Source organism: Bradyrhizobium erythrophlei, assembly GCF_900142985.1.
Lineage (GTDB): Bacteria > Pseudomonadota > Alphaproteobacteria > Rhizobiales > Xanthobacteraceae > Bradyrhizobium > Bradyrhizobium erythrophlei_B.
On the sequence record NZ_LT670849.1, the window covers coordinates 20,823 to 44,256 of the forward strand.

General features: G+C 56.7%; 16 protein-coding genes. 8 read left to right on the top strand and 8 right to left on the bottom strand.

All coding sequences use genetic code 11. The features are described from left to right. Window positions 1-19: 19 nt before the first annotated feature. Window positions 20-2,200, bottom strand: coding sequence for a glycoside hydrolase family 9 protein (locus BUA38_RS00100; protein ID WP_072815690.1), 2,181 nt, complete (start codon window positions 2,198-2,200; stop codon window positions 20-22). A 313-nt stretch (window positions 2,201-2,513) separates the two neighbouring features. Here BUA38_RS00100 and BUA38_RS00105 point away from each other — a divergent pair, with 313 nt between their 5' ends. Continuing rightward, entirely contained in the window at window positions 2,514-3,767 is a 1,254-nt protein-coding gene (locus BUA38_RS00105; RefSeq protein ID WP_083587374.1) for a glycosyltransferase family 4 protein, read from the top strand. 86 nt (window positions 3,768-3,853) lie between these two features. Here the strand turns inward: BUA38_RS00105 and BUA38_RS00110 are convergent, their stop codons facing one another. After that, window positions 3,854-4,933: a glycosyltransferase family 4 protein gene (locus BUA38_RS00110; RefSeq protein WP_083587908.1), complete on the bottom strand. Its 1,080-nt coding sequence runs from the start codon at window positions 4,931-4,933 to the stop codon at window positions 3,854-3,856. Between the two features lie 388 nt (window positions 4,934-5,321). Beyond that, window positions 5,322-6,644, bottom strand: coding sequence for an O-antigen ligase family protein (locus BUA38_RS00115; protein ID WP_083587375.1), 1,323 nt, complete (start codon window positions 6,642-6,644; stop codon window positions 5,322-5,324). A gap of 333 nt (window positions 6,645-6,977) precedes the next feature. Here BUA38_RS00115 and BUA38_RS00120 point away from each other — a divergent pair, with 333 nt between their 5' ends. After that, window positions 6,978-7,526, top strand: a complete 549-nt coding sequence (locus BUA38_RS00120) for an acyltransferase (protein ID WP_083587376.1) — start codon at window positions 6,978-6,980, stop codon at window positions 7,524-7,526. Between the two features lie 105 nt (window positions 7,527-7,631). Here the strand turns inward: BUA38_RS00120 and BUA38_RS00125 are convergent, their stop codons facing one another. After that, window positions 7,632-9,119 carry an oligosaccharide flippase family protein gene (locus BUA38_RS00125; RefSeq protein WP_072815701.1) on the bottom strand — a complete coding sequence of 496 codons (1,488 nt, stop codon included), beginning with the start codon at window positions 9,117-9,119 and terminating at the stop codon, window positions 7,632-7,634. Window positions 9,120-9,488: 369 nt separating this feature from the next. Between BUA38_RS00125 and BUA38_RS00130 the strand changes: the two genes are divergently transcribed. Further along, window positions 9,489-10,685 (top strand): glycosyltransferase family 4 protein, encoded by a 1,197-nt coding sequence (locus BUA38_RS00130; RefSeq protein WP_072815704.1) that lies wholly within the window; start codon window positions 9,489-9,491, stop codon window positions 10,683-10,685. 48 nt (window positions 10,686-10,733) lie between these two features. On the opposite strand, the gene BUA38_RS00135 is transcribed toward BUA38_RS00130, so the two are convergent. Then, window positions 10,734-11,507, bottom strand: coding sequence for a phytanoyl-CoA dioxygenase family protein (locus tag BUA38_RS00135; protein WP_083587377.1), 774 nt, complete (start codon window positions 11,505-11,507; stop codon window positions 10,734-10,736). Between the two features lie 471 nt (window positions 11,508-11,978). Between BUA38_RS00135 and BUA38_RS00140 the strand changes: the two genes are divergently transcribed. Together BUA38_RS00140 and galE are read left to right on the top strand one after the other, a co-directional pair. After that, window positions 11,979-14,204: a GumC family protein gene (locus BUA38_RS00140; RefSeq protein ID WP_072815708.1), complete on the top strand. Its 2,226-nt coding sequence runs from the start codon at window positions 11,979-11,981 to the stop codon at window positions 14,202-14,204. A 390-nt stretch (window positions 14,205-14,594) separates the two neighbouring features. After that, window positions 14,595-15,626: a UDP-glucose 4-epimerase GalE gene (galE, locus tag BUA38_RS00145; protein WP_072815710.1), complete on the top strand. Its 1,032-nt coding sequence runs from the start codon at window positions 14,595-14,597 to the stop codon at window positions 15,624-15,626. 133 nt (window positions 15,627-15,759) lie between these two features. Here galE and BUA38_RS00150 read toward each other — a convergent pair whose 3' ends face one another. The 3 genes from BUA38_RS00150 to BUA38_RS00165 form a co-directional block, all read right to left on the bottom strand. Beyond that, entirely contained in the window at window positions 15,760-16,530 is a 771-nt protein-coding gene (locus tag BUA38_RS00150) for a WecB/TagA/CpsF family glycosyltransferase (RefSeq protein ID WP_244553156.1), read from the bottom strand. A gap of 183 nt (window positions 16,531-16,713) precedes the next feature. Further along, a complete protein-coding gene (locus BUA38_RS37785; protein WP_197685899.1) occupies window positions 16,714-19,086 on the bottom strand; it encodes a glycosyltransferase family 4 protein in 2,373 nt (790 codons plus the stop codon). Between the two features lie 8 nt (window positions 19,087-19,094). Then, on the bottom strand, window positions 19,095-20,312 hold the full coding sequence (locus BUA38_RS00165) for a glycosyltransferase family 2 protein (RefSeq protein WP_072815714.1): 1,218 nt from the start codon (window positions 20,310-20,312) through the stop codon (window positions 19,095-19,097). Between the two features lie 686 nt (window positions 20,313-20,998). On the opposite strand from BUA38_RS00165, the gene tnpA reads away from it, so the two are divergent. From tnpA to tnpC, 3 genes are all read left to right on the top strand, one after another. Then, entirely contained in the window at window positions 20,999-21,400 is a 402-nt protein-coding gene (gene tnpA, locus BUA38_RS38690; protein WP_072815717.1) for an IS66-like element accessory protein TnpA, read from the top strand. After that, a complete protein-coding gene (gene tnpB, locus BUA38_RS00175) occupies window positions 21,397-21,744 on the top strand; it encodes an IS66 family insertion sequence element accessory protein TnpB (protein ID WP_072815721.1) in 348 nt (115 codons plus the stop codon). Before tnpA ends, tnpB begins: the two co-directional genes overlap by 4 nt. Window positions 21,745-21,838: 94 nt before the next feature. Continuing rightward, complete coding sequence (gene tnpC / locus BUA38_RS00180; RefSeq protein ID WP_072825673.1) at window positions 21,839-23,431, top strand: IS66 family transposase; 1,593 nt, start codon at window positions 21,839-21,841, stop codon at window positions 23,429-23,431. Window positions 23,432-23,434: the final 3 nt, after the last annotated feature.

Here is a 23,434-nt window from a genome sequence, read left to right on the forward strand (position 1 = left end):
GGCAAAGTCAAACAATGTGTCAGCGAGTGAAAGAAGCAAGTAATCGAATATAGTAAGATTGGTAATTTAGCGAAGGCTCGGTGATCGCCCACGAATTCGCCGGCCACGGGTCATTGAACTGAAGATACGACTTGGCCTGCGGCTGCGCCAATGGCGGCACAAAATTCCGCTGACACAGAGAGAACGTCTTTGCACCGTAACAGCGGTTTGCTGGCGACCCTTCAGGCGCACGACAGCACGCGTCAGGCGAGAATTGCGGATTGGGTCCGCCCACTAGGAAACCTGGGGGTGGGCCCGGAAGTTGCTCACTCACCTGTTGCCAGCGCGTCCCATAAGCAAACCAGGTGTGAAACATGGTGACGGCAGATTGACTGGCGCCAGCCGAGGCCATGTTCGTCAGATAAACGAGGCCGAGCGGGTTTACGCCGTGGATGTAGTGAGCGTATTCCGACGCTGCAGCGAGCGAGACCCCTGATAGCTTCTGATCCGTACTGTGCAGCGCCGCCAACTGGTACAATCTTGCTTGCATGGCCTTTCCCTTATTGCTGCCCCATGTGTAATCCTTCAACGGGGCGCGATAGGGATCCGCTCGCTGGAGAGAGATTTGAAACGCTTCGGAAGCCCGCCATAGATTCGTCAACAAATGCTCGCGAATAGATTTCGCTACCTCAGGCGTCGAGCCAGGCAACCGCGCATAATACAGCAGACTCTCGAGCGCATCGACCTCCCACATCGAGGCACCCCACGGCGGCAGCAGCGCGCTGTAGTTGGCGTCAACGAACGCCCTGAATTGCGCCTCTCCACCCATCTCGAACAGAAAGGTCGCTGCCTCGAATTGTGCCCGCAGCCGATCGGTCGTGCTCATTTCCTGCTGGCCAGACGCTAGTCCCTTGGAACCCGGCTGCTTTGAATCGTCGTTATTGTAGTAGAGTACATTGGGGTTTGAGGTCGCCCAGAGCCACGCCGCCCTTGCGCGGTTTTTGAGATCGTCACCGTATCGCTTGAGGTCCGGCTCGGGCCGAGACGCAAAGAACTTGGAGGCGTATCCAAAGGCTGCCGCACCCATGAGGGTAGCGGACGTTGTTGAAGGGCCATAATAACTGGCCCCTTTCGCGTTAGATGGCGGGCTTGCGCCATCCAGGCCCTGAACACAGAGTAACGAGCCGTCCAAATTTTGCATCCGGACAAGCCAATCCAGACCCCACTTCACCTCGTCAAGGATATCGGGAATGCCGTTGCCTGACTCCGGAATTCCGTAGTCATCGCTGAAGGCCTGAGGGTTCTCCTCATACGCGTGCAGCAGAACGATGATGTAGCGCGCCGTCCAAGATGTGTATTTGTTGAAGTCGCCGGCATCGTACCATCCGCCGTGAAGATCCTTGATTTGCGATTTCGAAAAGGGGTTCGACGGCGACCTCTCATGCCACGGACGCGACTCGGAGTCTTGGCCCGGGCCAAGGTGGCTCGCTTTGTCCGCCCACGCGCTTCCTGCAAACTCCGGCTTTTTTTCGAACCCCGCGCGCTGGTAGAAAAATACGCGAAGAGCATCTATCATGACATTCTTGTAGACGTGCTCGCCGATCGAGAAATCTGGCGATCGAACACCCTTCTCAAGGTCCACGACTGCATACTTGCCCGGGGCCTCGATATCGGAAAAGTCAAACCACCAGGCCTTGTCGCCAGAGGTCTGATCCGTGCCTCCGAAGTTCCACGCTGTCGGGGGTGCCGTCTTGACGATCTTGCCGGTGGGGAGCTCGATCAACGCGTAAGTCTTGCCGGGCGCAAATTCGAAGATACTGTCATAGCCGACTTGTGGAGCGCGTACGACGGCAACCTTCCTTGACTTCGCGAGATATCCGAACTGATCAACAACAATTATTGGAATCAGACCGTTCGGACCAACCGTCAGATTCTTCTTCCAGTCTGCAGCGGCGAGATCCGGCCGGTCCGGTGCCTTGGTCTCACCGACTTGGGCTTGGACCGTAGAAGCGTAGACCAACAACAAAGTTGCGAGGCAGAAGGTACAATAGCGCACGTGTTTGACCTCGCTCTGCTGCCGCAGAGGCTGGAATCGCACCTCCCGATTGCGCGGCCCTTCCGCCCCTATCCTGAGGTTTGCTATTTGACCCAAAATTCCATCGGGGGTCAAATCGACCGAGCCGCGCCCAATGTCCGCTAGCCGCACACAGATGGGCAACATCGGTCGCAGCCCGAGCTCGCCGGGTCGGCGAGATCGTCCCTCTGCACACCAAACGAGCGATCGGATACAAAGACGAGCCCAAATCTGCCCGGGAGCGTTAAAATCATCTTTTCTGCTCTAATTAGCGCCGCAGATCGCATCCTCGTTTCTGCGCCCCAGAAGAGCGCCTTCGTGGCTTCCGCTGCCAGTTGTTATGTTGGTGCTTGGAATTTGTGGCACGCTGGAGATGCAAAGTGGATTTGGGTCAAATGACGGAGCTGTATAGAAAAGCTGATACCTATAACGGCAACAACTCGCGGGCAGGCATGACCACATGAAATTACTTTTCGTTACGCCCTACGTTCCCAATCCGCCGACGTTCGGCGGCCAGCGACGTATCCACGGGCTAATGCGCGCGCTCAGCAAGCGGCACGCACTCTCTCTGCTAGCGCTGCACAACCCTATCGATCCAATCGATGAATGGCGTGAGCGCACTCGAGGCTTCTATCCCGACACGGAGCTGTTCGTACAGCCGGCCTTTGGCCTGCAGGCACGCGCTAAGCGGACCGCGCAACTTCGCTCGCTCTTCGACGTGCGTAGCTGGGACGCTATCTCGCACCGGAACGAAGCTTTGGTATCGCGTCTGCGCGAACGATTAACACGTGAAATGTGGGACGCCGTGGTCGTTGAGTTTGCGCAAATGGCCGTCAATCTTACGGAACTTCCACATGGCGTGCCTTGCGTTGTGGACGAGCACAACGTCGAATACGACCTGCAGCGGCGCAGCGCGACCAGTTCTGCTAACCCATTGCGGCGCACGTTTCTGGAAGCGAATTGGCGCAAGCTTCGTCGCGAAGAAACGGCGGTCTGGCGCAGTTTCGACGGCGTGTCAGTGACTTCCCCACGCGACCTGTCCATCGTACAGATCCATGCTCCACGGGCGCGCTGTGTCCTTTCGCCCAATGGCGTCGACCTCGACGAATTTACGCCGCCGCCCGGAGCGCCCGCCCCCGATACCGTCATCTTTTTTGGTGCGCATAACTATTTTCCGAACGCTGACGGCCTGCGCTTTCTGTTCGCCGAGATCTGGCCACTTGTCTTGGCTGCACGGCCGTCGGTGCAGCTGCGCATTGTTGGTCCGACGCCTCCGGCGGACATCGTCGCGATGCAACCTCCGAACGTGACATTCGTGGGCTACGTGACGGACATCGTAGCCGAAGTTGGACGTGCCGCAATTGCTATCGCACCGCTGCGGATCGGCGGCGGCACGCGCCTGAAGATTGTCGAAGCCATGGCCCTCGCTCGGCCTGTGGTTGCTACGTCAATCGGCGCTGAGGGCATCGAGGTGCAGCACGACCGCGACCTGTTACTTGCCGATGCGCCGCGCGATTTCGCAGACGCAATGCTGCGCCTGCTCGCGCAGCCGTCCGAGGCAGCAGCAATGGGCCTACGCGGGCGCCGCCTCGTCGAGAAGGCTTATAGCTGGGATAGCTCGGCGGCCCGGCTGGAACACCTTCTCGAAGAGCTTGTTGAGTGGCGCCGAACAATTCGTGCAGGCGCGGGTCAAGTCGACCAGGCCGTCCGATAGTCATTCGCTCGTTTAGAAAGTACCGCACTCGTCACAGATCGCTACCGGTGCTCATAACGAATTGGCAAGCCGAAGTCACAGGCGTCCTAGGGTCCCTCACCTCCGATCGCTCCGCCTAGAAAACCGGTCATTCTCTTGACATAGAGATCGAGATTCATCTGGCACTCGATTAGCTTGCGGCCATTGGCGCCTAACCTGTCGGCCTCCTCCGGACAAGACAGCAACCGGCGGATCTCCGTCCTTAGGGTTGATGGATCTGCCGGCGGCACATAAAGGCCGTTCTCGCCTTCGACAACCACATCGGTTTGACCAAGAACGCGAGAACATATAACCGCTTTTCCCATCGCCAGGCATTCCAGAATCGCAGTGACGCCGGCCTGGAAGTTCACGTTCTCCAGCGGCATGACCATGAAACAACTGTCGAGGTATAATTGCCGCAACTCGTACTGGCTGTACTTCCGCACCGTGACGTTGTTCGGAACGGACCTTGTCGCAACGCCCTCAGTACGTTTGGACCAAGGTGACGCAGCAGCAATAACTACACGTACGTCGAGACCCTCTACGGCTTGCAACAGCGTCTCGTAGTCGCGGCGCTCCAGCCCGACCGCGCAAATCTGCGGACGCGTGCCGGAGCTTGGGGCGACACGTTGGGGTGCGAAGAACTCCTGGTCAACCATGAACGGCGTCCACGGCACGCGGTCGCGACTCAATTTCCAGCGATCCTCTATGAATCGTTGTTGCCAGCGGCTGTAGGTAATGAAGCGGTCGATGGTGCTTTGCACGCCCAGCCAATCCAGGAAAACCATCTTCTTCGGTTCCGAGATGACGTGCACGATCATCAGATGGCGTGGCCGCCTGCCAGGTGTGAGTCTGAGGAACGTAGCCAAAGGCAATCCAACCTGCTCGCCATCTGTGACGATCGCCTGATACCTCTTGCGGACTTTCCAGCAAGCGAAGGCGAGGAGCAGATTGGGACCACCGAATCTCTCGAGCACCGCACCCGTTCGACCTGTAATCGTTCGCGCCGCTGCGTAGTCGAGAAGATCGGCATCAAAGCTTTGCGCAAGCTCCAAGTAGTCGGCCCTGGGACGCTTGCCGCTCGCGATCTGTTCGCGAATGTCCGCAGGGATGACGCCTGACACCGTCAACACCACGCGCTTACTCATCCGTCGAACCCCATCCATTGCCAAAGCGCATTGTTAAGCAAAATGCGATGGCCGGGAGCGGCGTGATCGCCGACACCTTGCAACTTTACCGCCAACTGTTGTGTCTTAATTGTCCTTAGATCACGAGATTGCTGCGCGCAAGGCCAACAAAAAACGTCTCTTCTCTACCGCCGGAATATTCGAATGGGCGCGCATATTGACGCCACCCGAGATAGCGATCGGCCCAACCTTCAAGAGCGCCAACAATATTGTCCTGAATCCGCACCAAATGGCGCAGAGCGCTGGCGTTTCGCGAACGCGGTCGCCTCGCTGCTACAATCATAGGTCAAAGTATTTGGATTCGCGCGCTCCTGAACGCGCCATCCCTCGGCATCTATTATTGACAAAGTTAATGAACAGGTCCGAGCGGGCTACGCGGCACTGACGGTAGGAGGGAGACAAACTGGCGTTTTTTTAATGCTTGCAATGGCACTCGCCCTGGATCCGGTATTTTGCTTGGCAGTGAGAAATGGACCGCCTCCACAACCACAAATAGATACAGCATCCAGAGGGAATTCTCGACAATCCAGTTTGAGTCAGTCAGGTTTATAAGTACCGCAAAAAGCTCAATCGAAAGATACCACCACGCACGGACCGGGAACTTTCGTCTCACTCGCTCCAGCAAATGCAACGAGGAATAGATAAATACCAGGAATATCCAGTAGCCAATCCGGCCCGTCTCGAGCTTCAGCTCTAAAAATCCGCTATGGCTCGACGGCATCTGCCGAATATATCCCGGCGCCTGATTCTGCGGTGAATTCGGTACGAAGTAGTAGGAGTGGAAGCCCCAACCAAACCAAGGATAACGCGATATCTGCTCACCGATAAAGCCCCAAATTCCAGTGCGGCCGGTGAGAGTAGCGTCCCCAAAGATCCACCATCCCGCTCGTTCAATCGGGTTGGATATGAACATGGATGCGACCACGATTGCGGCGACGAAAAATGCTGGTGTCAGACTTGTCCTCTTGGAAACCTGCAATATCAGAGCCGAACTCGGTATCGCTACCAGGGCAAAAACCAACGCGCTCTTCGACTCGCTCTCGAATACTAGCCAGAATGCCAGGCCCAGTGTGATAAGCGCAACAAGGCGTCGCCAGCCGCGATGCAAAAGCTCATGGCTTGAAATCAAGATTCCGCAGGCGCAAAGGAGACCGAGTTCCTGCTTGTGAGTAAAATATCCAGAATGCCCGATGGGCGACGGCGGTGTCGTCAAAACATAAATGCCACTGATGACGAGCGCGACGGTGAAACAGAGATGCACGGCTGGTATCGTGGATTTCGTACTTATCGGCAGTGAGTACGGCAAAGCGACGATAATCACCACTAGCACCTGCACGACAAGCCGGCTGAAGGCAAAGTCCGGGCTGTAAGCCCATGTCACGCTCGCTGCCGCGAACACAAGGTAAGCAATTAGGCTCTTCATCGGCAAGGATCGGAAGAACATGTAGTCTATTCGCGTCCGATTCCAGAAAACAAGAATCGACACCAGCGTTGCCATGACCGGCCAAAACAGCACATTCTCCAGCCGCCCTTTTCCATCATCGGGTAAAAGCGGCAGCACCACTATGACATAAAAAATTGCAAACACCGGCATGATTGCCAACAACCTGGCGCCTGAAAAACCTGCGCCCGGAAGGCTCGATGTCTGCGCATGGTCAATGAGCTTTGGCATTCCAGAGACACGCCCTAGTTGTCAGGGTTGCAGCTCGCATCGGCGACACAGGTGACCGCAGATGCAGAGTTATTACTGCACAGTCACCCGATCGTAGTAATCTCGGAAAGTTGAATTTTCGGGTCCAGTATACATTTTGCGACATTCGCAACTGCGGTGTCAATGTTGCGGGAATTGTCCCTGCGGGCGTTTCGTAAAAAGTTAATTCTAAGCCAACGACGGTTTGTGTTCTTAATAACTACCAATTGACGAGGGCATTCGTCACCTCTACGGCTGTCATGACGACGCAGGTTGGCTGTGTCAGATAGTTTCCCCCCAACGAGAATGTGACAAGTGCTGGTCAAGATTCGCGACATACCCTCCAGCCTCTGGGCCACGGCCGCATTCCGCTGGGCAGGTGCGCGCGGGGCCATTGTGATTGTGGAAGGGCGCCATCCGGTGCTCTACACTGACGGATCAATCAAATGCGGACGCTTGTTTCTGCGTTGTAAGACGATAGCAATTGAGTTGGGCGCAGCCAAGAATGGCTCGCTTGTGGTTGGCGAACGTGTCTTTATCAACACTGGTGCCACGATTGTAGCGACTCACAGCATCGAACTCGGTGACCATTGTCTGATTGGAGACTTGGTAGCTATCTTTGACTCGGACTATCATTCCATGGAGCCGTCGCGTCCAATCCGGACTGCACCCGTTCGCCTTGGTGTCAATGTCTGGGTCGGCCGTTCTGCAACAATCCTTCCGGGGGTGACCATCGGTGACCATGCCGTCATCGCGGCCGGATCGATGGTGACGGACGATGTTCCTGCAAGAACGCTTATGGCGGGGGTACCAGCGCGACCGATCCGAACTCTGGACATCCCTGACGGCTGGCGTCGCGAGTGAATTGCGCAACTCCGGTAGTGCCATACGTGATCCATACAGCTGACTGGTGAGTTTTGATCGACGCTCGAGACCCCAACTTTCTCACAGAGCTTTCGGGCGTCCCGGTTAGCCGTCCGACGCGGATTTTGGCGCATCGGAAATAAACACCCTGTTGCGCACGACCTCCATCGCGAGTCGCAGATCGCTCGGTGATATGAGCCGTGTGACTAGGGCTATCACCGCAAATGATAGGGCGAAGAGCGGAACGAGATACAAGAGTCCAAGCGGCTGCAACATAGACAGCGGCGCGGCCGTGCAGAACGAGACAACATGAGCTCGAACCACGTTGAGTGTCGTTGTTGATCCGAGCGCGCCCTTAGGAAGCATCATCAAATATGCAATCATCGCCGGCAGTTCTACCAAACCAGCAATGATCACAAGTGCGATGGCTCCATTTCCATATCGCTGTTGCCAGTAACCCACAAACACCCAACTCAATGCCACATACAAGGCTATCCTAGCAACGTTTAAGACGACCAACGCCTTATTCCGCCCCAAGGCTAATATAACGGATGCCAACAGGAACGTGAAGAAAAGCAAAGGTACGAAGATGGCACTTGTGCGCAGGATCGACGCGGTTTGTTCAAAGCGGCCGTGTCCATATATGATCGCGACGATATCGTTTGCGAACAGGTAAAGCGCGGAGGACGCAAATGCTGCCGCTATTAACAGAACCCTCCCGGTCGCATCGATCATGCGCCGAAGATTCAGAACCGAAAGCGATGCACGCGAAAGCTCAGGAAAAGACGCCCCTAGCAAAATCAACGCCGGAGACGTAACAACGCCGAATATGGTACGGAACGCGCCGTACCAGCCTACGATTGCCGGACCGGCAAGGGCTGAAAGCAGCAATATCTCCAAAAAAGGCTGCGACGCTATCGCCAGCGAGATCGCTGCGATCGATGCTCCACGTCTAAAGAGTTCGTTAAATGCCTTCATCACAGGCGCTTTGACTGCAATATCCAACCGTTGAGCTGCAATCACCGCGGCCAGCAGGATCGAGACATTGCCGACGCCAAGCATTAATATCACTTCCGTCAGCCCACCCCCGAAGCGCAAAGCAATCGCGGTCGCAACCAGCGTAACCGCCTTGCCAACAATGTTTGCAAATGCATCGACGTCCATTCGGTCCTTCGCGCGAAAGGAACAATCGAACGGCACGAACAGCGAGGCCGGAATCATGGCCGCCATCGTCAAAAACGTCAACGCAATGATCTGGGAATCGTATCCCCGCGCCAGCGCGATTGTCAGTGCAAAGATCGAGGAAAACAGTATTGTTGGCAGCCGAACTAAAAGTGCACTTCCAATTAACTCAGGCTCGTCGGCACGCCCTCTCGCCAATTCTTTGACAAGATATACACCCTGCCCCCAATCGACGATGACATAGACGAATGTACTGATTGCGGTGGCGATGTAGAGGTTACCCAGTTGCGCAGGCTCCAAGGCACGCCCAATGACCGCAGCCAGGAGGATCCCCAGCGCGGTGGACGCAACCTGTCCCAATCCGAGGTAGGAGGCATTACGAACCAGGAGCCTGGTTGTATTGGATCTCACCTATAGCTCCTGATATGGAAGGCCCATCGCGGCCAAGCGTGCACGATACGTGAAAACTTGGGCGCGTCCAGACCAGCCCGACCGTCTGTCGTCACAATATTGCGGTTAACCTTTGAGGTAAGTGGTAGCACCCCGGGGATGTTGTTCCTCTCGCGGATGCAGGCCAAGATACGGGCTGAGGATTCGTGCGGGGGGTGCGAGATGACTGTCGGCCGGATATTGGCGCGGGACTGTGGCCAAGCGCCCGCGGTCGCATGCGTATCTCGGGTTGTCCGGGTTGCTTTTTTCCCCACAATTTTGACCTACGCACATTTTCCAGAACGCACAACTGCACAAGTTTCTCATGTCCTCCAAGAACCTTAGCAAAGAATGTTTAATTTCATGCGCTCTGCCCCTGATAATCGAACACGGGTTCTCTTCATCAATTCGGCGGTCCTTGCCGGCGCAGACACGTGGGTCCACTTTCTGCTTTTGCGCAACCTGCCACAGGTCCAATTCGAACTGCACGCGGCCGGACAACCGGGATCGCCGTCGCCTGCGTTTGACGATTTGCGTGCCATTCCCGGAATCACGGTGCGTCCGACAAATTTTGGACCATCGCTTTGGCAACGATCCAATCTTCAAAAGTTGAGCAGTATCGCCGAGGCCGTGCCGGCGTCAGCGAGCTTGCTGGGACTCGCTGCGTACGTCCGGCATCACAGGATCGAGATCTTGCATGCCACCGATCGGCCGCGCGACGCCATGGCTTGCGTGGTGCTCGCGGCTCTCACAGGTGCCAAAGCCCTCATTCACGCACACGTCTCCTTTGGCGACTGGATGAGTCGCGGCGTCCTCTGGGCGCTGGGGCGGGCCGATGCGATCGTCGGCGTATCAAATTATACAGCGGAAACGTTCGTGAAGGCAGGCTACCGAGCGGATCGCGTGCACGCGGTTCTCAATGCGATCGACCCCTCACAATGGGATCCTGCGCTTGATCCGGGGCCGGGACGCGCTTTATTGAATGTGCCAGTTGGTGCACCATTGATCGTGAGTGTCGCACGAATATTCCATTGGAAAGGGCACTCGGAACTAATAAGCGCGCTGGCGCTCATTAAGCGCCGATATCCAGACGTTCGGCTTGCGATTGTAGGCACGGACTACCCCGCCGACAGTGGCGCTACTCGAATGCTGAAGGAGCAAGCGCGCCAACTTGGCGTCGCAGAGAACGTCGTATTCACCGGGCAGCGCTCCGACGTCGCGTCACTGCTTGCAGCCTGCGACGTATTCTCACTTCCTAGCTTCGAGGAACCGTTCGGGCTTGTGTTTGCAGAAGCTATGGCGATGAAGCGACCCGTCGTCGCCTTAAACAACGGCGGCACCCCGGAGGTCGTCGAGCACGGCAAATGCGGCCTACTATCCCCTCCTGGCGATATCGATTTGTTAGCGGCCAATCTACTGCGGCTGTTAGATGACCCCGCATTACGCACAGAATTTGGAGAATACGGCCGCTCGCGGGTCGTGAAACACTTTAATCCGCAGCGCATGGCGTCAGATTTTGCTGCGCTTTATTCGCGTATGCTCAAGTGAAGCGTTTTTTCCGGAACACCTACTTTTTCCGGAACACCTACTTTTGAGCTATTGAACAACTGAGCGTAAGAAAAGATAACCCTTGCCCAGCGCGGGTAACGACGCAAAAGCGTGCTCACGTAACCTGCCGCTGAAGTTCTGCGCGTACCGGTTAGGCAGCAACGTGATCTTGCCGCCATGTGCGGTGTAAGGGTCGGCAAGATCGCTGCCGTCGTTTTCCCACGTGAAAGCGAGCATCGGGCGGATCACGTTGCTTTTATTTGGCATCCCGCGATGCCAAAGCATAGAAGATCTCACGATGACATCCCCGGCACTCATGCATGTGCGGATCGAAGGCTTTCCAGAAAAAGCATATTGCCAATATTTGTAGTCGCGCAGATGAGTTCCAGGCGTGATCTCCATGGCTCCGTTGCTGAGGTCGGTGTCAATTGGAGCAACATTCACGATGACGAAGGGGGATGCAGCATAGCCGTCAGCGTGCGGGTTCTGTGCACTGCTGTTTGGCAAATTCAGGTTGCAACCGACGTTGGGCATGCGCGTTGCGGAAGGCAAAAGCTTCCTGACCAAATCGAACACGCCAAATCGCTCCAGCTCATCATACACAAAACGCGATTGGCCGCCGGGAAAACAGTTCAGGTGGCCGCTGATCGTTCCGCCGCCCGCGAACAGCTCACCTTTCGCCCGCGCGCGGTTATATTCGCTCCTCAACTCTTCCGTGAGTGCTGCGAGCTTCGCTTTCGAGACCACGTTCGGCAGCGTGACATAACCTTCGCGCTCGAAGGCTAAAGCATGAGTCTGCATCTGCTGACTAAGCGGAGTCATAGAAGGTTACCTCGGTAAGGCCTGCTTCCCGGATCAAAGCTACAGCGACGTTCCGCAGGATAACAACTGAGAGCGCCACCCGTTACGCCACATTCCTATTCGCTACGTTGCGAATAATCAACGGCGAGTAGATTACCCGCGCCTTGCGAAATCCAACCGAAACAATTAAGAATTAACATTTAACCCGCGATAGAGTTCTGGAAATTTTAGCCAGATACTTTACCATTTTTGAGCCACTCTGACGAGAGAACAGCCGCGCAAACTAGTTAAAACGATGGATTTTGGCCCCGCGAGCCAGAAATCGACGGAACCCGACGGAACCCAACAGTATTATGGAACCCAACAGTATTAATGATTAAATTTGACTCATTTAATCATTCTGCCGGGCTCGCGGGGCCAAAATTCTGGACCGCGGCGCTAAACTTATCTAAAATCGCGATTGAAGTATCCAGCGCACGAAAGAAGTGAATCATGGCCTCCCACAACGACAGCCAAGTGACTGATCCCGCGGCGCATCGAGGGATGGAACCTGTTCAACCTGAAGTTGCCGATCTTTTTGGAATTGCTCGGCGGGGATGGATCTTCATCGTCGCTGGCACGGCCGTGGGCGTCATTTGCGCATCGATGCTACTCCTTACTATCTCTCCCGCTTACAAGGCGAGTTCACGCATCGTATTTGAAAAAACGATGTCGCGGTATTTGCAGACAAACAAGGTCACTAACGAGCCGATCATTGAAGACTATGACACGTTGGGCCAGACCTACGTGATGTCGTCCGAGAGTATTTTATTGAAGGTCGTAAGATCCCTTTCGCTGGCGAACGATCCTGATTTTGTAGGAAAGACCGACGGCTCAACGCCGACCTCGCGGATTCGCGGCTTGTTTCAAAATACCGCGCACGCGATGGGCCTGTCGACAAACGCCAACGAAACCAAGATTGACGCGGAGAAGATCGCTCTCGAAACATTGGCTCGCAATTTGACCATCGCTCGTGAGGATGTCCAAAGCGTTATCTTAGTATCTTTTTCGTGGAAAGACCCGGTTAAAGCGGCCGCCATCGTCAACTCTCTTGTCGACACATATATCGATGCCGGCGTTGCTAACAAAATGAGTTCTACCAAGGTAGCTGGTCAGGTCGCGCTGGAGCGCGCCCAAGAACTCAAGCAGCAGATCAATGACGCAGATCATGCGCTCTTAGACTTCAAAGCGGCCAACAATCTTGTTGGTAGCGACCAGCTAACGCTTTCGCACGCACAAGTTAACGTTTTGCAGAATCAGCTGACAGGCGCTCGACTCGCGATGGCTGAAGCAAAGGCAAAAATGGAGAGAATCGCGGATTCCTCTGATGATGATGCCGCCTTGCTCACACCGGACAACGAAATCGTCAAAAGGCTACGTGGAGAGCTGACGGATCTGTCGACCCGCGCCAGCGAAATTGAAAAGCTCGTCGGAAAAGACCATATGGCTGTCGTTAAGCTCCGCAGTCGGATGGACGATGTTCGCCAAGCCATTGCGACGGAGCAAAGGCGTGTCGCGGGATCGTTTAACAAGGAGTATCGGCTTGCGCGCGTAAGATATGACGAGCTTACCGAGGCAGTTTCGCAAGTGACCAGTTCTGAAGGGGTCCACAGCAATAAGCAGGCTCGGCTGCGCGAGCTCGAAGACAACGCGAGTGCTCTTCGGGCCCTGTACGGCCGGATGCTGCTGCAGGTCACCGAAAATAGCAAGGTTGACGCGCAGCCCCCAACCACGCCGGATGCCCGTGTTTTGATGCGTGCAGTTCCCCCGTCGCAAACCGAATCTTCAAAGAAACGGTATCTAATCCTTGCTGGCGGATCGGTGATGGGGTTGCTGATGGGGGGTGCGCTCCTCTTGATCAGGAACTTCCCTTTTGGCGTTTTCAGAACCGCTACACAGGTAACTCAGGCAACGGGGTTGGCCTGCGTGATCATGCCGGAGGTCGTCGATTCAAAGGATCGGGCTTCTTTAGCTGCGGGTGAATACACGTTAGACGAGCCTTATTCGCGGTTTGCGCAGGCCATGCGCACCATAGGAAGCACCATTGGCAACGCCCAAAGGGTCGCCCACTCGAAGGTGGTTTGTGTTGTCTCTTCAAACCCAGGAGAAGGCAAAACGACGATCTCTATGAATCTTGCGGGGCATCTCGGTCAGCGCTCGAACTCGCGTGTGCTCCTCGTCGATGCTGATTTCTATCGCCAGTCGTTGACGAAGAGCATCGCTTCTAATGCTCAGGCTGGAATTCGAGAGGCTTTGGCGCAGCCAGAAGCGCTCGCGAAGTTCGTTCTCAGGAAAGAGCGACTGAACTTAGACGTCCTTCCCTGCCCTCTTCGCGACAAACTGCCCGATCCGTCAGAATTACTCGAAGCTGCGGGGTTAGAGCGACTTATTACGGCTGCGAGAGAAACTTATGACTTGGTTATCATTGAGGTGCCTCCGATGTCGGCGATGGTTGACTACAAGATAATCGCGCGGCACTGCGACGGATTTATATTCGTCGTTGAGTGGGGCAAGACAAGTCAACGCCTCGTCATGGAGTGTCTTTCTGAGGCTTCGGCACTGCTCGATCGCGTCTTGTGCGTGATCCTTAACAAGGCGGATCCCTCTGCGCTCAAGAGCATCGAGCACTATAAAGGCGATCGGTTCCACGCCTATTACGCCGATCAAACAGGGGCATGACAGGTTCGGCACGTCTTGCCGATGTGCGCATTTCAACTGGCTAACTCGCTCTTTTGCCAGGACTTCCGTATATAAGCGGCGTCGGTGTCTGGAGCGATCGTACTGGTCACATCCACGTGCCCGGCTCGGTCAAGATTGGCTCTCGCTACCATCTAGAGGTTCCATCCATTCGTGATCGACAATGACTGGCGTTGCCGAAATTAGGCCCGCCTCGAAAGCCGTCTTCCGGCTTCCGTTCCACAATCGCAGCGAAGAGCATCGTCAAGGGGAATATTTCCTCCGCGTCGTGTTGCTGCGGGCAATCTGCTCGTATCCCCCCAACCTCACTGGCTTCGAATGCCTCCAATCGACGCATGGCGGAAATAGTGACGAAATCCCTCGAGTTATGAAATGAATAACGCTGAAAAAAAAACGATTCTGGTAACGGGAGGAGCCGGCTATATCGGCTCGCACACCTGCAAAATCCTGGCGCAGGAAGGGTATCGGCCCGTAGCTTTCGACAATCTGTCGTCGGGGCACACATGGGCCGCTAAATGGGGACCTCTCGAAAGAGGAGACATCCTCGACCGGGCGGCTCTCGACCAGGCTATCGAAAAGCACCGGCCAAGCGCCTGCCTGCACTTTGCGGCTTTTGCCTACGTTGGTGAGTCGGTTACAGATCCCGGAAAATACTATCGCAACAACGTCGTCGGCTCTTTGACGCTGCTCGAAGCGCTGAGAGACCACGGCATTGATCAGTTTGTCCTGTCGAGCACTTGTGCCACTTACGGTGTTCCGGACAAGGTCCCGATTGATGAGACGTTGACACAAGCCCCGATTAATCCTTATGGCGCTTCGAAGCTTATGGTCGAGCGTATGCTGGCCGATTTCTACGCGGCCTATCGATTGCGATCCGTGGCGCTAAGATATTTCAATGCAGCCGGAGCTGATCCCGAAGTCGAGATTGGTGAAGATCACGATCCCGAAACACATCTGGTGCCGCTCGTCCTGGATGCCGCTTCCGGAGACCGCGAGGACATCACGGTCTTCGGTACCGACTACGATACCCCCGATGGAACATGCGTTCGTGACTATATTCACGTATCCGATTTGGCGAGGGCACATGTCCTGGCTCTACAAGCGCTGGAACAAGGCCAAACACACCGCGCATTCAACCTGGGGAATGGCCAAGGCTATTCGGTTCGCGAAGTGATTGCGTCAGTCGAGCGCGTTACGGGACGGCCGGTACCCGTGCAATTCGGCGAACGGCGCCCGGGTGATCCCGCCCGGCTGATTAGCAATTCTGTGCGCGCTGCGAGCGAGTTGGGATGGAAGCCGCAGATATCGACGCTCGATGATATCGTCTTCACGGCATGGGAATGGCACAAGAGAAGAGCACAGGAGAAGAGCCGAAGATCGTTTCCTTCGCCTTCGGACTCCTGACAATTGCTCTAAGACTTAGGCGGAAGAATCGCGAAGCCGCAGCCGCATAGGCTTTATGGTCTTAAGCAATTTACGGGTGCTTTGTTACCAGATCGGGGCGACGCCATCAACGCACGCAGGCACGCAGTCTACGTCACGATAAAAATTTTCGCTGCCGTCTCGGAACAAGTGCTGCACGGGCAAGAAGCCCAGGCAAAGCCCCCATGCACAACAAATAGCGGTAAAGAAGCCGCTGCGGGTTGCTGGCAGCGCGCCACAACCATTCCATACCATACCTCTGCATCCATCGAGGTGCACGGATTTGCGCGCCAGCGATAAAATCCAGCCCGGCGCCAATGCAGACAAATGATATATTGGACAGGACGTTCTTGCCATAGTCAGAGAACAGCTCCTGCTTGGGGGCGCCTAGGGCGACGAAACACAGATCAGCGCCTGAGCTGCTGATTGCCGCAAGGCAGCGGCTCGCATCCTCGGATGTCGGGTCAAATCCCTGTGGCGGCGCTGACATCCCGGCGATCGTCAACCCCGGATTGCGCTCACGAAGAACCCGCGACGCCTTCACGAGGACCTGCAAATTCGATCCAAAAAGATAGATAGACTTGCCACTGCGCGCGGCCTCGGCGCTGATTGGCTCGATTAAATCTGATCCAGCAACACGACTAACGCGCCTTCCCTGCAAGCGGCAGGCGATCACGATTGGAAAGCCATCTGCGGTAATCAGTCCAGCCCGTCGATAAGCAGCCCTAAATCTCGCGTCCCTCCGCAGCTTGACAATGTGATCCAGATTCAGCGTGAAGACATTTTGCGCTCCCGCCGATCCCGCGTTGTGGCAAATGAGTGCCGCCGCCTCTACGAGCGGGAGCGTGCTGACGTTGAAGCTCTCAACAACGGGATCCGAGTACACGGCTCTTCTGCTCCGGGAGATCGCGCGGCGCAATTTGATTTATATATTTAAATCGATTGGTATAATTTTATTAATCGATCCACTCAACTTTATTCCGAACGGAGCTGCAAGACAAACAAGATGGCTTGATTAACGGTCGAATTTTTAATCAGGTAATATAATACCAAATAAACGCAGCTGCGATTACGCGTAGCGCGCAGACAGAGCTGCAAATCTTTCTGCGCGAGCCGCGGTTGCCTCTGCCTTGAGCAGGCCGAGCAGACGGCTGGCATTGGTAGGTGCGTCATAGTGGCGGCTAACATGCTCCATGGCGCGTTCACCGAGGCCAATGCGCAAGGTGGGATTGGTTGCCAAATCCCGAAGTGTCCCCGTCAAGGCAATTACGTCGCCCACCGGTACCACTACCCCCGTCTCACCATTGCGGACCAGCTCGGGGATGGCGGCAACACTTGTAGATATGATTGCCATTCCACACGCACCCGCTTCCGAGAGCACCATCGGAAGGCAGTCCCCGAAGGTAGGCAGAGCGAAGATATCGCAGCGGTGATAAAGATCCTTGAGCGGCTGGCTGTTGGCTTCAAGATTGTTATAGACGAAAACACCTGGCTCTGGCGGTAGGCGATCCTTCGTCACCAGGTGAAGTTCGAGCCCCAGGTGTCGGAGGGCGCGAAAGGCTTCGAGAAGCACCACCCCGCCCTTACGCTCAAGGTCGCCTCCGACGAAGAGGATCTTGACCGGATCGGCGTGAGGCACGCGTGGCGTGGGTCGTCGCCATTCATCCACGTTCACGCCAGGAGGGATGACGACAATCTTGTCGGCTGGCACCTCATAATCCTGCACAAGGCCGAGTTTTGTCCATTCCGACCATGCAACGAGCCGACGCGCGGACCTGAAACAGTCGCGGTTCAAGCGCCATTTCCAAGCCTCTAGCCACGCCGGACCCTTCGCGTGCTTATAAAACGGGCCCAATTCGTCGTATTGAAGCGGTGTAGCGTCAAGGGAAACGATGCTGGGGATCTTGCGGACCCAGCGCTGGGCGAGGACGGCCGGCACTTGCGTATGGAAAAACAAGGCGTCAAGCTTGGTCTGTTTGTTCTTTCGTGCAACGTCCCGATACGCACGCACGCCAGCCCGTACCGTCCAGTTGCTCTTGTAAACAGGGATTTTTGCAGCAACCCCCGAGGCCTCAAAATCGATCAGGCCCCAATGTGCATGCACCTCAGGATCACGAGCAACGTTGGCAAGCAGGTTTTTGGCGTGCGTAACGTGTCCAAGCGACTGCTCCAAAATAAACCCGAAATCGTAACTCGACATCGTCGTCGACCTTCCAGATGCACCCACCAGCTTGCCCACCGCCGGTACGATGCATTTTGCATGCCTACCTGCTGGCGGTGCGGCGGAACGCTCCGTCGCAATCGAACGTGTCTCTGCGGGGGCCGCAGTTGCCTCCGCCTTGAGCAGGCCAAGTAGTCGGCTGGTATTGGTGGGTGCGTCATAGTGGCGGCTAACATGGTCCCTGGCGCGTTCACCGAGGGTGAGGCGCAAAGTGTCGTTTATGGCCAAATCCCGAAGTGTCGCCGTCAAGGCAACTACGTCGCCCACTGGTACCACAACCCCCGTTTCGCCATTCCGGACTAGCTCAGGGATGGCGGCTACATTTGTAGATATGATCGCCATTCCAGACGCGCCCGCTTCCGAGAGTACCATCGCGAAGGTGTCACCGAACGTGGGCAGAGCGAAGATATCGCAGCGGTGATAAAGATCCTTGAGCGGCTGGCTGTTGGCTTCAAGATTGTTATAAACAAAAATACCTGGCTCTGGCGGTAGGCGATCCTTCGTCACCAGGTGAAGTTCGAGCCCCAGGTGTCGGAGCGCGCGAAAAGCTTCAAGAAGCACCAGCCCCCCCTTACGCTCAAGATCGCCCCCGACAAAGAGGATCTTGACCGGATCCGCGTGAGGCACGCGTGGCGTGGGTCGTCGCCATTCATCCACGTTCACGCCAGGAGGGATGACGACAATCTTGTCGGCTGGTACTTCGTAATCGCGCACAAGGCCGAGTTTTGTCCATTCCGACCAGGCAACGAGCCGACGCGCGGACCTGAAACAGTTGCGGTTCAAGCGCCACTTCCAAGCCTCTAGCCACGCCGGACCCTTCGCGTGCTTATAAAATGCGCCCAACGCATCGTATTGAAGCGGTGTAGCGTCGAGGGAAACGATGCTGGGGATCTTGCGGACCCAGCGCTGGGCGAGAATGGCCGGCACTTGCGTATGGAAAAACAAGGCGTCAAGCTTGGCCTGCTTGTTCATTCGCAGCACCTCACGATACGCGCGCACGCCTGCCCGCACCGTCCAGTTGCGCCGATAAACAGGGATGTTTCCAACAACTCCCGAGGCCTCAAAATCGATCAGGCCCCAATGTGCATGCACCTCAGGATCACGAGCAACATTGGCAAGCAGGTTTTTGGCGTGCGTAACGTGTCCAAGCGACTGTTCTAATATAAATCCAAATTCAAAGCTCGTCATCGCTTCGGGGACTTCAAGTGCACGTACGGACATGAGTGCGCCTATCCCTCGTAATTTTCATCTGCCGGCGCTTTCATACGATCGGTTCTGATCCAACTCGATGCGGCTTTGCCGGTCGAAATCGAGCGATACAAACCCAATTTTCTAATCGCGTGCAGAGGAAGTTGGAGTAAGTCGCGAAAGGATAACACATCGCGACCAACGGCTGTCCACGCGAGCAATGTTCCGAACATCAAAAGCAGAATACTGACGGACGAAATGGCAAGGGCTACGGATGAAATGCCGAGCGTGACCAAACCGCCAGCGAATATCTCGCAGAAGATTACGACAAGTACAAGGAGCGACAAAGGAGGGATTGTCATATCGATAGCAAGCACGGCCAAGGCGAGATTTCCATCGCGAAACGATTTGGCAAGCGCCCTCGGGACCAGGTCGACAATGTTATCGAGATGCCCCTTTTCCCAACGCAGTCGCTGCTGCTCGCTGCCAGCTTGCGACACCGGGAAATGACTGTACACCTTCGCTTCACTCACGAAATAGGGTGGATAGCCGGCCGCAGCGAGTGACATGCCCAGAGCAGTATCCTCCGCCAACCGACTGTTTCCCAGGTCGCGCTCCCTGAGCAGATTAAATGGGAAAGCCATACCGGTACCGAAGAGATGGGTTGGCAGCCCAAATAGTCTCAAACCAAGCGGCCTGATCCAGTTTTTGACGCGCCAGGCAAAAACTTTCACCTTACCACCGGACCGAGCACCCTCTGGCTCAAGCATAAGGTAGAGGCACTGTGCGGGGCGCCCCTTCTGCATTGCGTGACTCGCAAGGCGTCGCAGCGCCCCCTCGCCAAGTCGGCAATCGGCATCGAGAATGACGACGACATCAGGGGGATTGACGGCCAAGTGCCGCACACCGAACTCTAACGCGTAACCCTTTCCGCGGCGGGTCGGGTCGACCCGAATCGCCACGTCTACCCCAGCTGCTTTGACAATCTCCGCCGTTTCATCTGTGCAATTATCTGCGACAACAATCACGCTGTCATGCGGCCCAAGCTGAGCTTTAACGTCAGCAAGGGTGGGTAATATCCCGCTCCCTTCGTCATGAGCAGGAATAAGAACAGTCGTCCTGAAGAGAGCGACAGGCACCGCAGTTTGAGAAAGCCGCTTCTCACGCAGTGCGAAGCATCCTGCCACAATCTGCGAAAACCACACGAAGACCAGAAATGCTGGCACGCAAACGATCACAATTACGACGCCACTGAACATAACCTGATGTATCCAGTCTTGACGCTCATTTCACAAGGTCAGCCGACAGCAACCGCAAGATTGGTTGCCTTGTCTTGCACAAGACGGCCCCGAACCGTTCAATCGTGCGAAGCAGGAACGACGCCTGAATAATCTACCGTGCCGTGTTGAAAAGCCTTATAACGAATTGAATTCGTTTGATCAATTGCGTTTTCCTAGGCAAAGTCAAGTCAATGTTCGGATACGATTAACAGGTTCCAGATTTAACTGCCGGTCAGGAGGTTTAGCTTAACGCTCAAGTTTGGTTGCAGATTTTTGCGGAGGCAAACATGATTAGATTGCGAAAATCATATTCCTCGACCCTTACGAGAATACATTGCCGAAAACACCGACTGACATCGTTGAGCAGTTTCAAAATCTTAAAGACCTTTACCAAGAGCTACTGACGCTCCGATCGCAAGTCTACCAGGCAGAGCGCCTCAGCACGGAGCGGCTCTCTGTCGAAGCGAAGCCTCAACGAGGTCGCAATCCGGCTCATGGAAAATCAATTCGCCGCAGGCGATCGAAATAACTGTCTGAAATCTGGCTGGTGCGGAGCAGGCTCTTTTAGCGCCGAGATACGGTAAGCCTCCGCTGAGGGCCGCCTTCCCGGATTGGGCTCGATCGTGAGATGATTTGCTCATTAATTTGCAAGCAAATGAGCAAACGTGACAACGGTTACGATTCTGTCCGGTCCAGAGCGACGACGGCGGTGGACCACTGCCGAGAAGCTTCGGATCGTGGAGGAGAGTCTGGCGCCCGGGGCCAGTGTTGTCGAGGTTGCTCGACGACATGATGTTCACCGCAATCTGGTCACGGCCTGGCGGCGGCAGGCCCGCACGGGCGTCCTCGTTTGCGAGCCCGGGCCGATGCAGCGGCAAGCTGACGAAGTCCGTTTTGCGGCGGTCTCCATTGCGCCAGAGCGGCAACCGTCGGCGGCGCCCTCCGGGACCAGCGGTGCGATCGAGATCGAGTTCGCGGCCGGGGCTCGGATGCGGATCACGGGCGCGGTTGACGCCGCGACGCTGAGCGCAGTCGTGGCGGCGCTGACTGATGGGCAGTCACGATGATCCCGTTGCCGGCCGGCGTGCGGGTGTGGCTCGCAACCGGCTATACCGACATGCGGAAGGGCTTTCCGTCGCTGGCCTTGCAGGTGCAGGAGATCCTGCATCGCGACCCGCTGGGCGGCCACCTGTTTTGCTTCCGCGGTCGTCGCGGCAATCTGCTGAAGGTGATCTGGCATGATGGCCAGGGCGCCTGCCTGTTCACGAAGCGCCTGGAGCGGGGTCGCTTCATCTGGCCGAGCCCGGCTGAGGGTGCGGTGACGATCTCGTCGGCGCAGCTCGGTTATCTCCTGTCCGGGATTGACTGGAGGCACCCACAAGAGACGTGGCGGCCGACATCGGTCGGATGAGGCTTTGCACTTCTCGGATCGCGATGGATGTGATTCCATCATCGTTGTGACCACCTCTGAATCGCTCCCCACCGATCTGGCCGCCGCGCATGCGATGATCCTCGCGGAGCGCGCCGCGCGCCTGCAAGCGGAAGCGGTCGCGGCGAGCGCCAAAGCGGAAGCGGCCAACGCGAAGGCGGCCGAAGCACTGATCAGTTACCTCAAGCTCGAGATCGAGAAGCTGCGTCGCCAGATTTACGGCAGCCGATCGGAGCGCAAGGCGCGGCTCTTGGAGCAGATGGAGCTTCAGCTTGAAGAGCTGGAAGCAACCGCAACCGAGGACGAACTGGCGGCTGAGAGGGCGGCGGCTCAGACACAGACCGTCAAGTCCTTCCAGCGTAAGCGGCCGTCGCGCAAACCGTTCCCCGATCATCTGCCGCGCGAGCGGGTCGTGGTCCCGGCGCCGGAGAGCTGTCCTTGCTGCGGGTCATCGAGGCTCTCGAAACTGGGTGAGGACATCACCGAGACGCTGGAGGTCATTCCGCGGCAGTGGAAGGTGATCCAGACCGTGCGCGAGAAGTTCTCGTGCCGGGATTGCGAGACAATCACCCAACCGCCGGCGCCCTTCCACGTGACGCCGCGCGGCTTTGCCGGGCCCAACCTCTTGGCCATGATCCTGTTCGAGAAGTTTGGCCAGCATCAGCCTTTGAACCGGCAGAGCGAGCGCTACGCCCGGGAGGGCATCGATCTGAGCCTATCGACGCTGGCCGACCAGGTCGGCGCCTGTGCGACGACCCTGCAGCCGCTTTATCGGCTGATCGAGCGTCATGTCCTCTCCGCCGAGCGACTGCATGGCGACGACACCACGGTGCCGATCCTGGCCAAGGGCCAGACGGTCAAGGGCCACATCTGGACCTATGTCCGCGACGACCGCCCGTTCCGGGGACGGGCGCCGCCGGCCGCGCTCTATTACGCCTCGCGCGATCGCCGGCAGGAGCATCCTGCCCAGCATCTTCAGACGTTCACCGGCATCCTGCAAGCGGACGCCTACAGCGGCTACAACGCGCTGTACGACCCATCGCGCGCGCAGGGACCCATCATGCCCGCACTTTGTTGGGCGCACGCCAGGCGGCAGTTCTTCGAGTTGGCGGACATCGCCGCCAATGCGAGGCGAGACAAGAACGCCGCGGCGATCTCGCCGATCGCGCTGGAAGCAGTCAAGCGCATCGATGCACTGTTCGACATTGAACGCGGCATCAATGGTCAAAGCGCCGAAGAGCGGCTGCGGGTCCGCCGGCAACAGAGTGCGCCGCTGCTGACGGCGCTCGAAGCCTGGCTGCGCGAGCAGCGTGCCCGGCTGTCGAACTCGTCCGCGGTCGCCAAGCCCATCGACTACATGCTGCGCCGCTGGGACCGGTTCACCCGCTTCGTCGATGACTGGCGGATCTGTCTGACCAACAACGCGGCGGAGCGCGCGCTGCGCGGCTTTGCTTTGGGTCGCAAGTCCTGGCTGTTCGCCGGCTCCGAACGTGGGGCCGACCGCGCCGCCATCATGGCCACCCTGATCATGACGGCAAAGCTCAACGACATCGATCCGCAAGCATGGCTGGCCGACGTGCTCGCCCGCATCGCCGCCACTCCGCAAGGCCGGCTCAATGAGCTACTCCCTTGGGAATGGAAGAAGCTCCTTGTTCAGTCCGCCGCATGATCG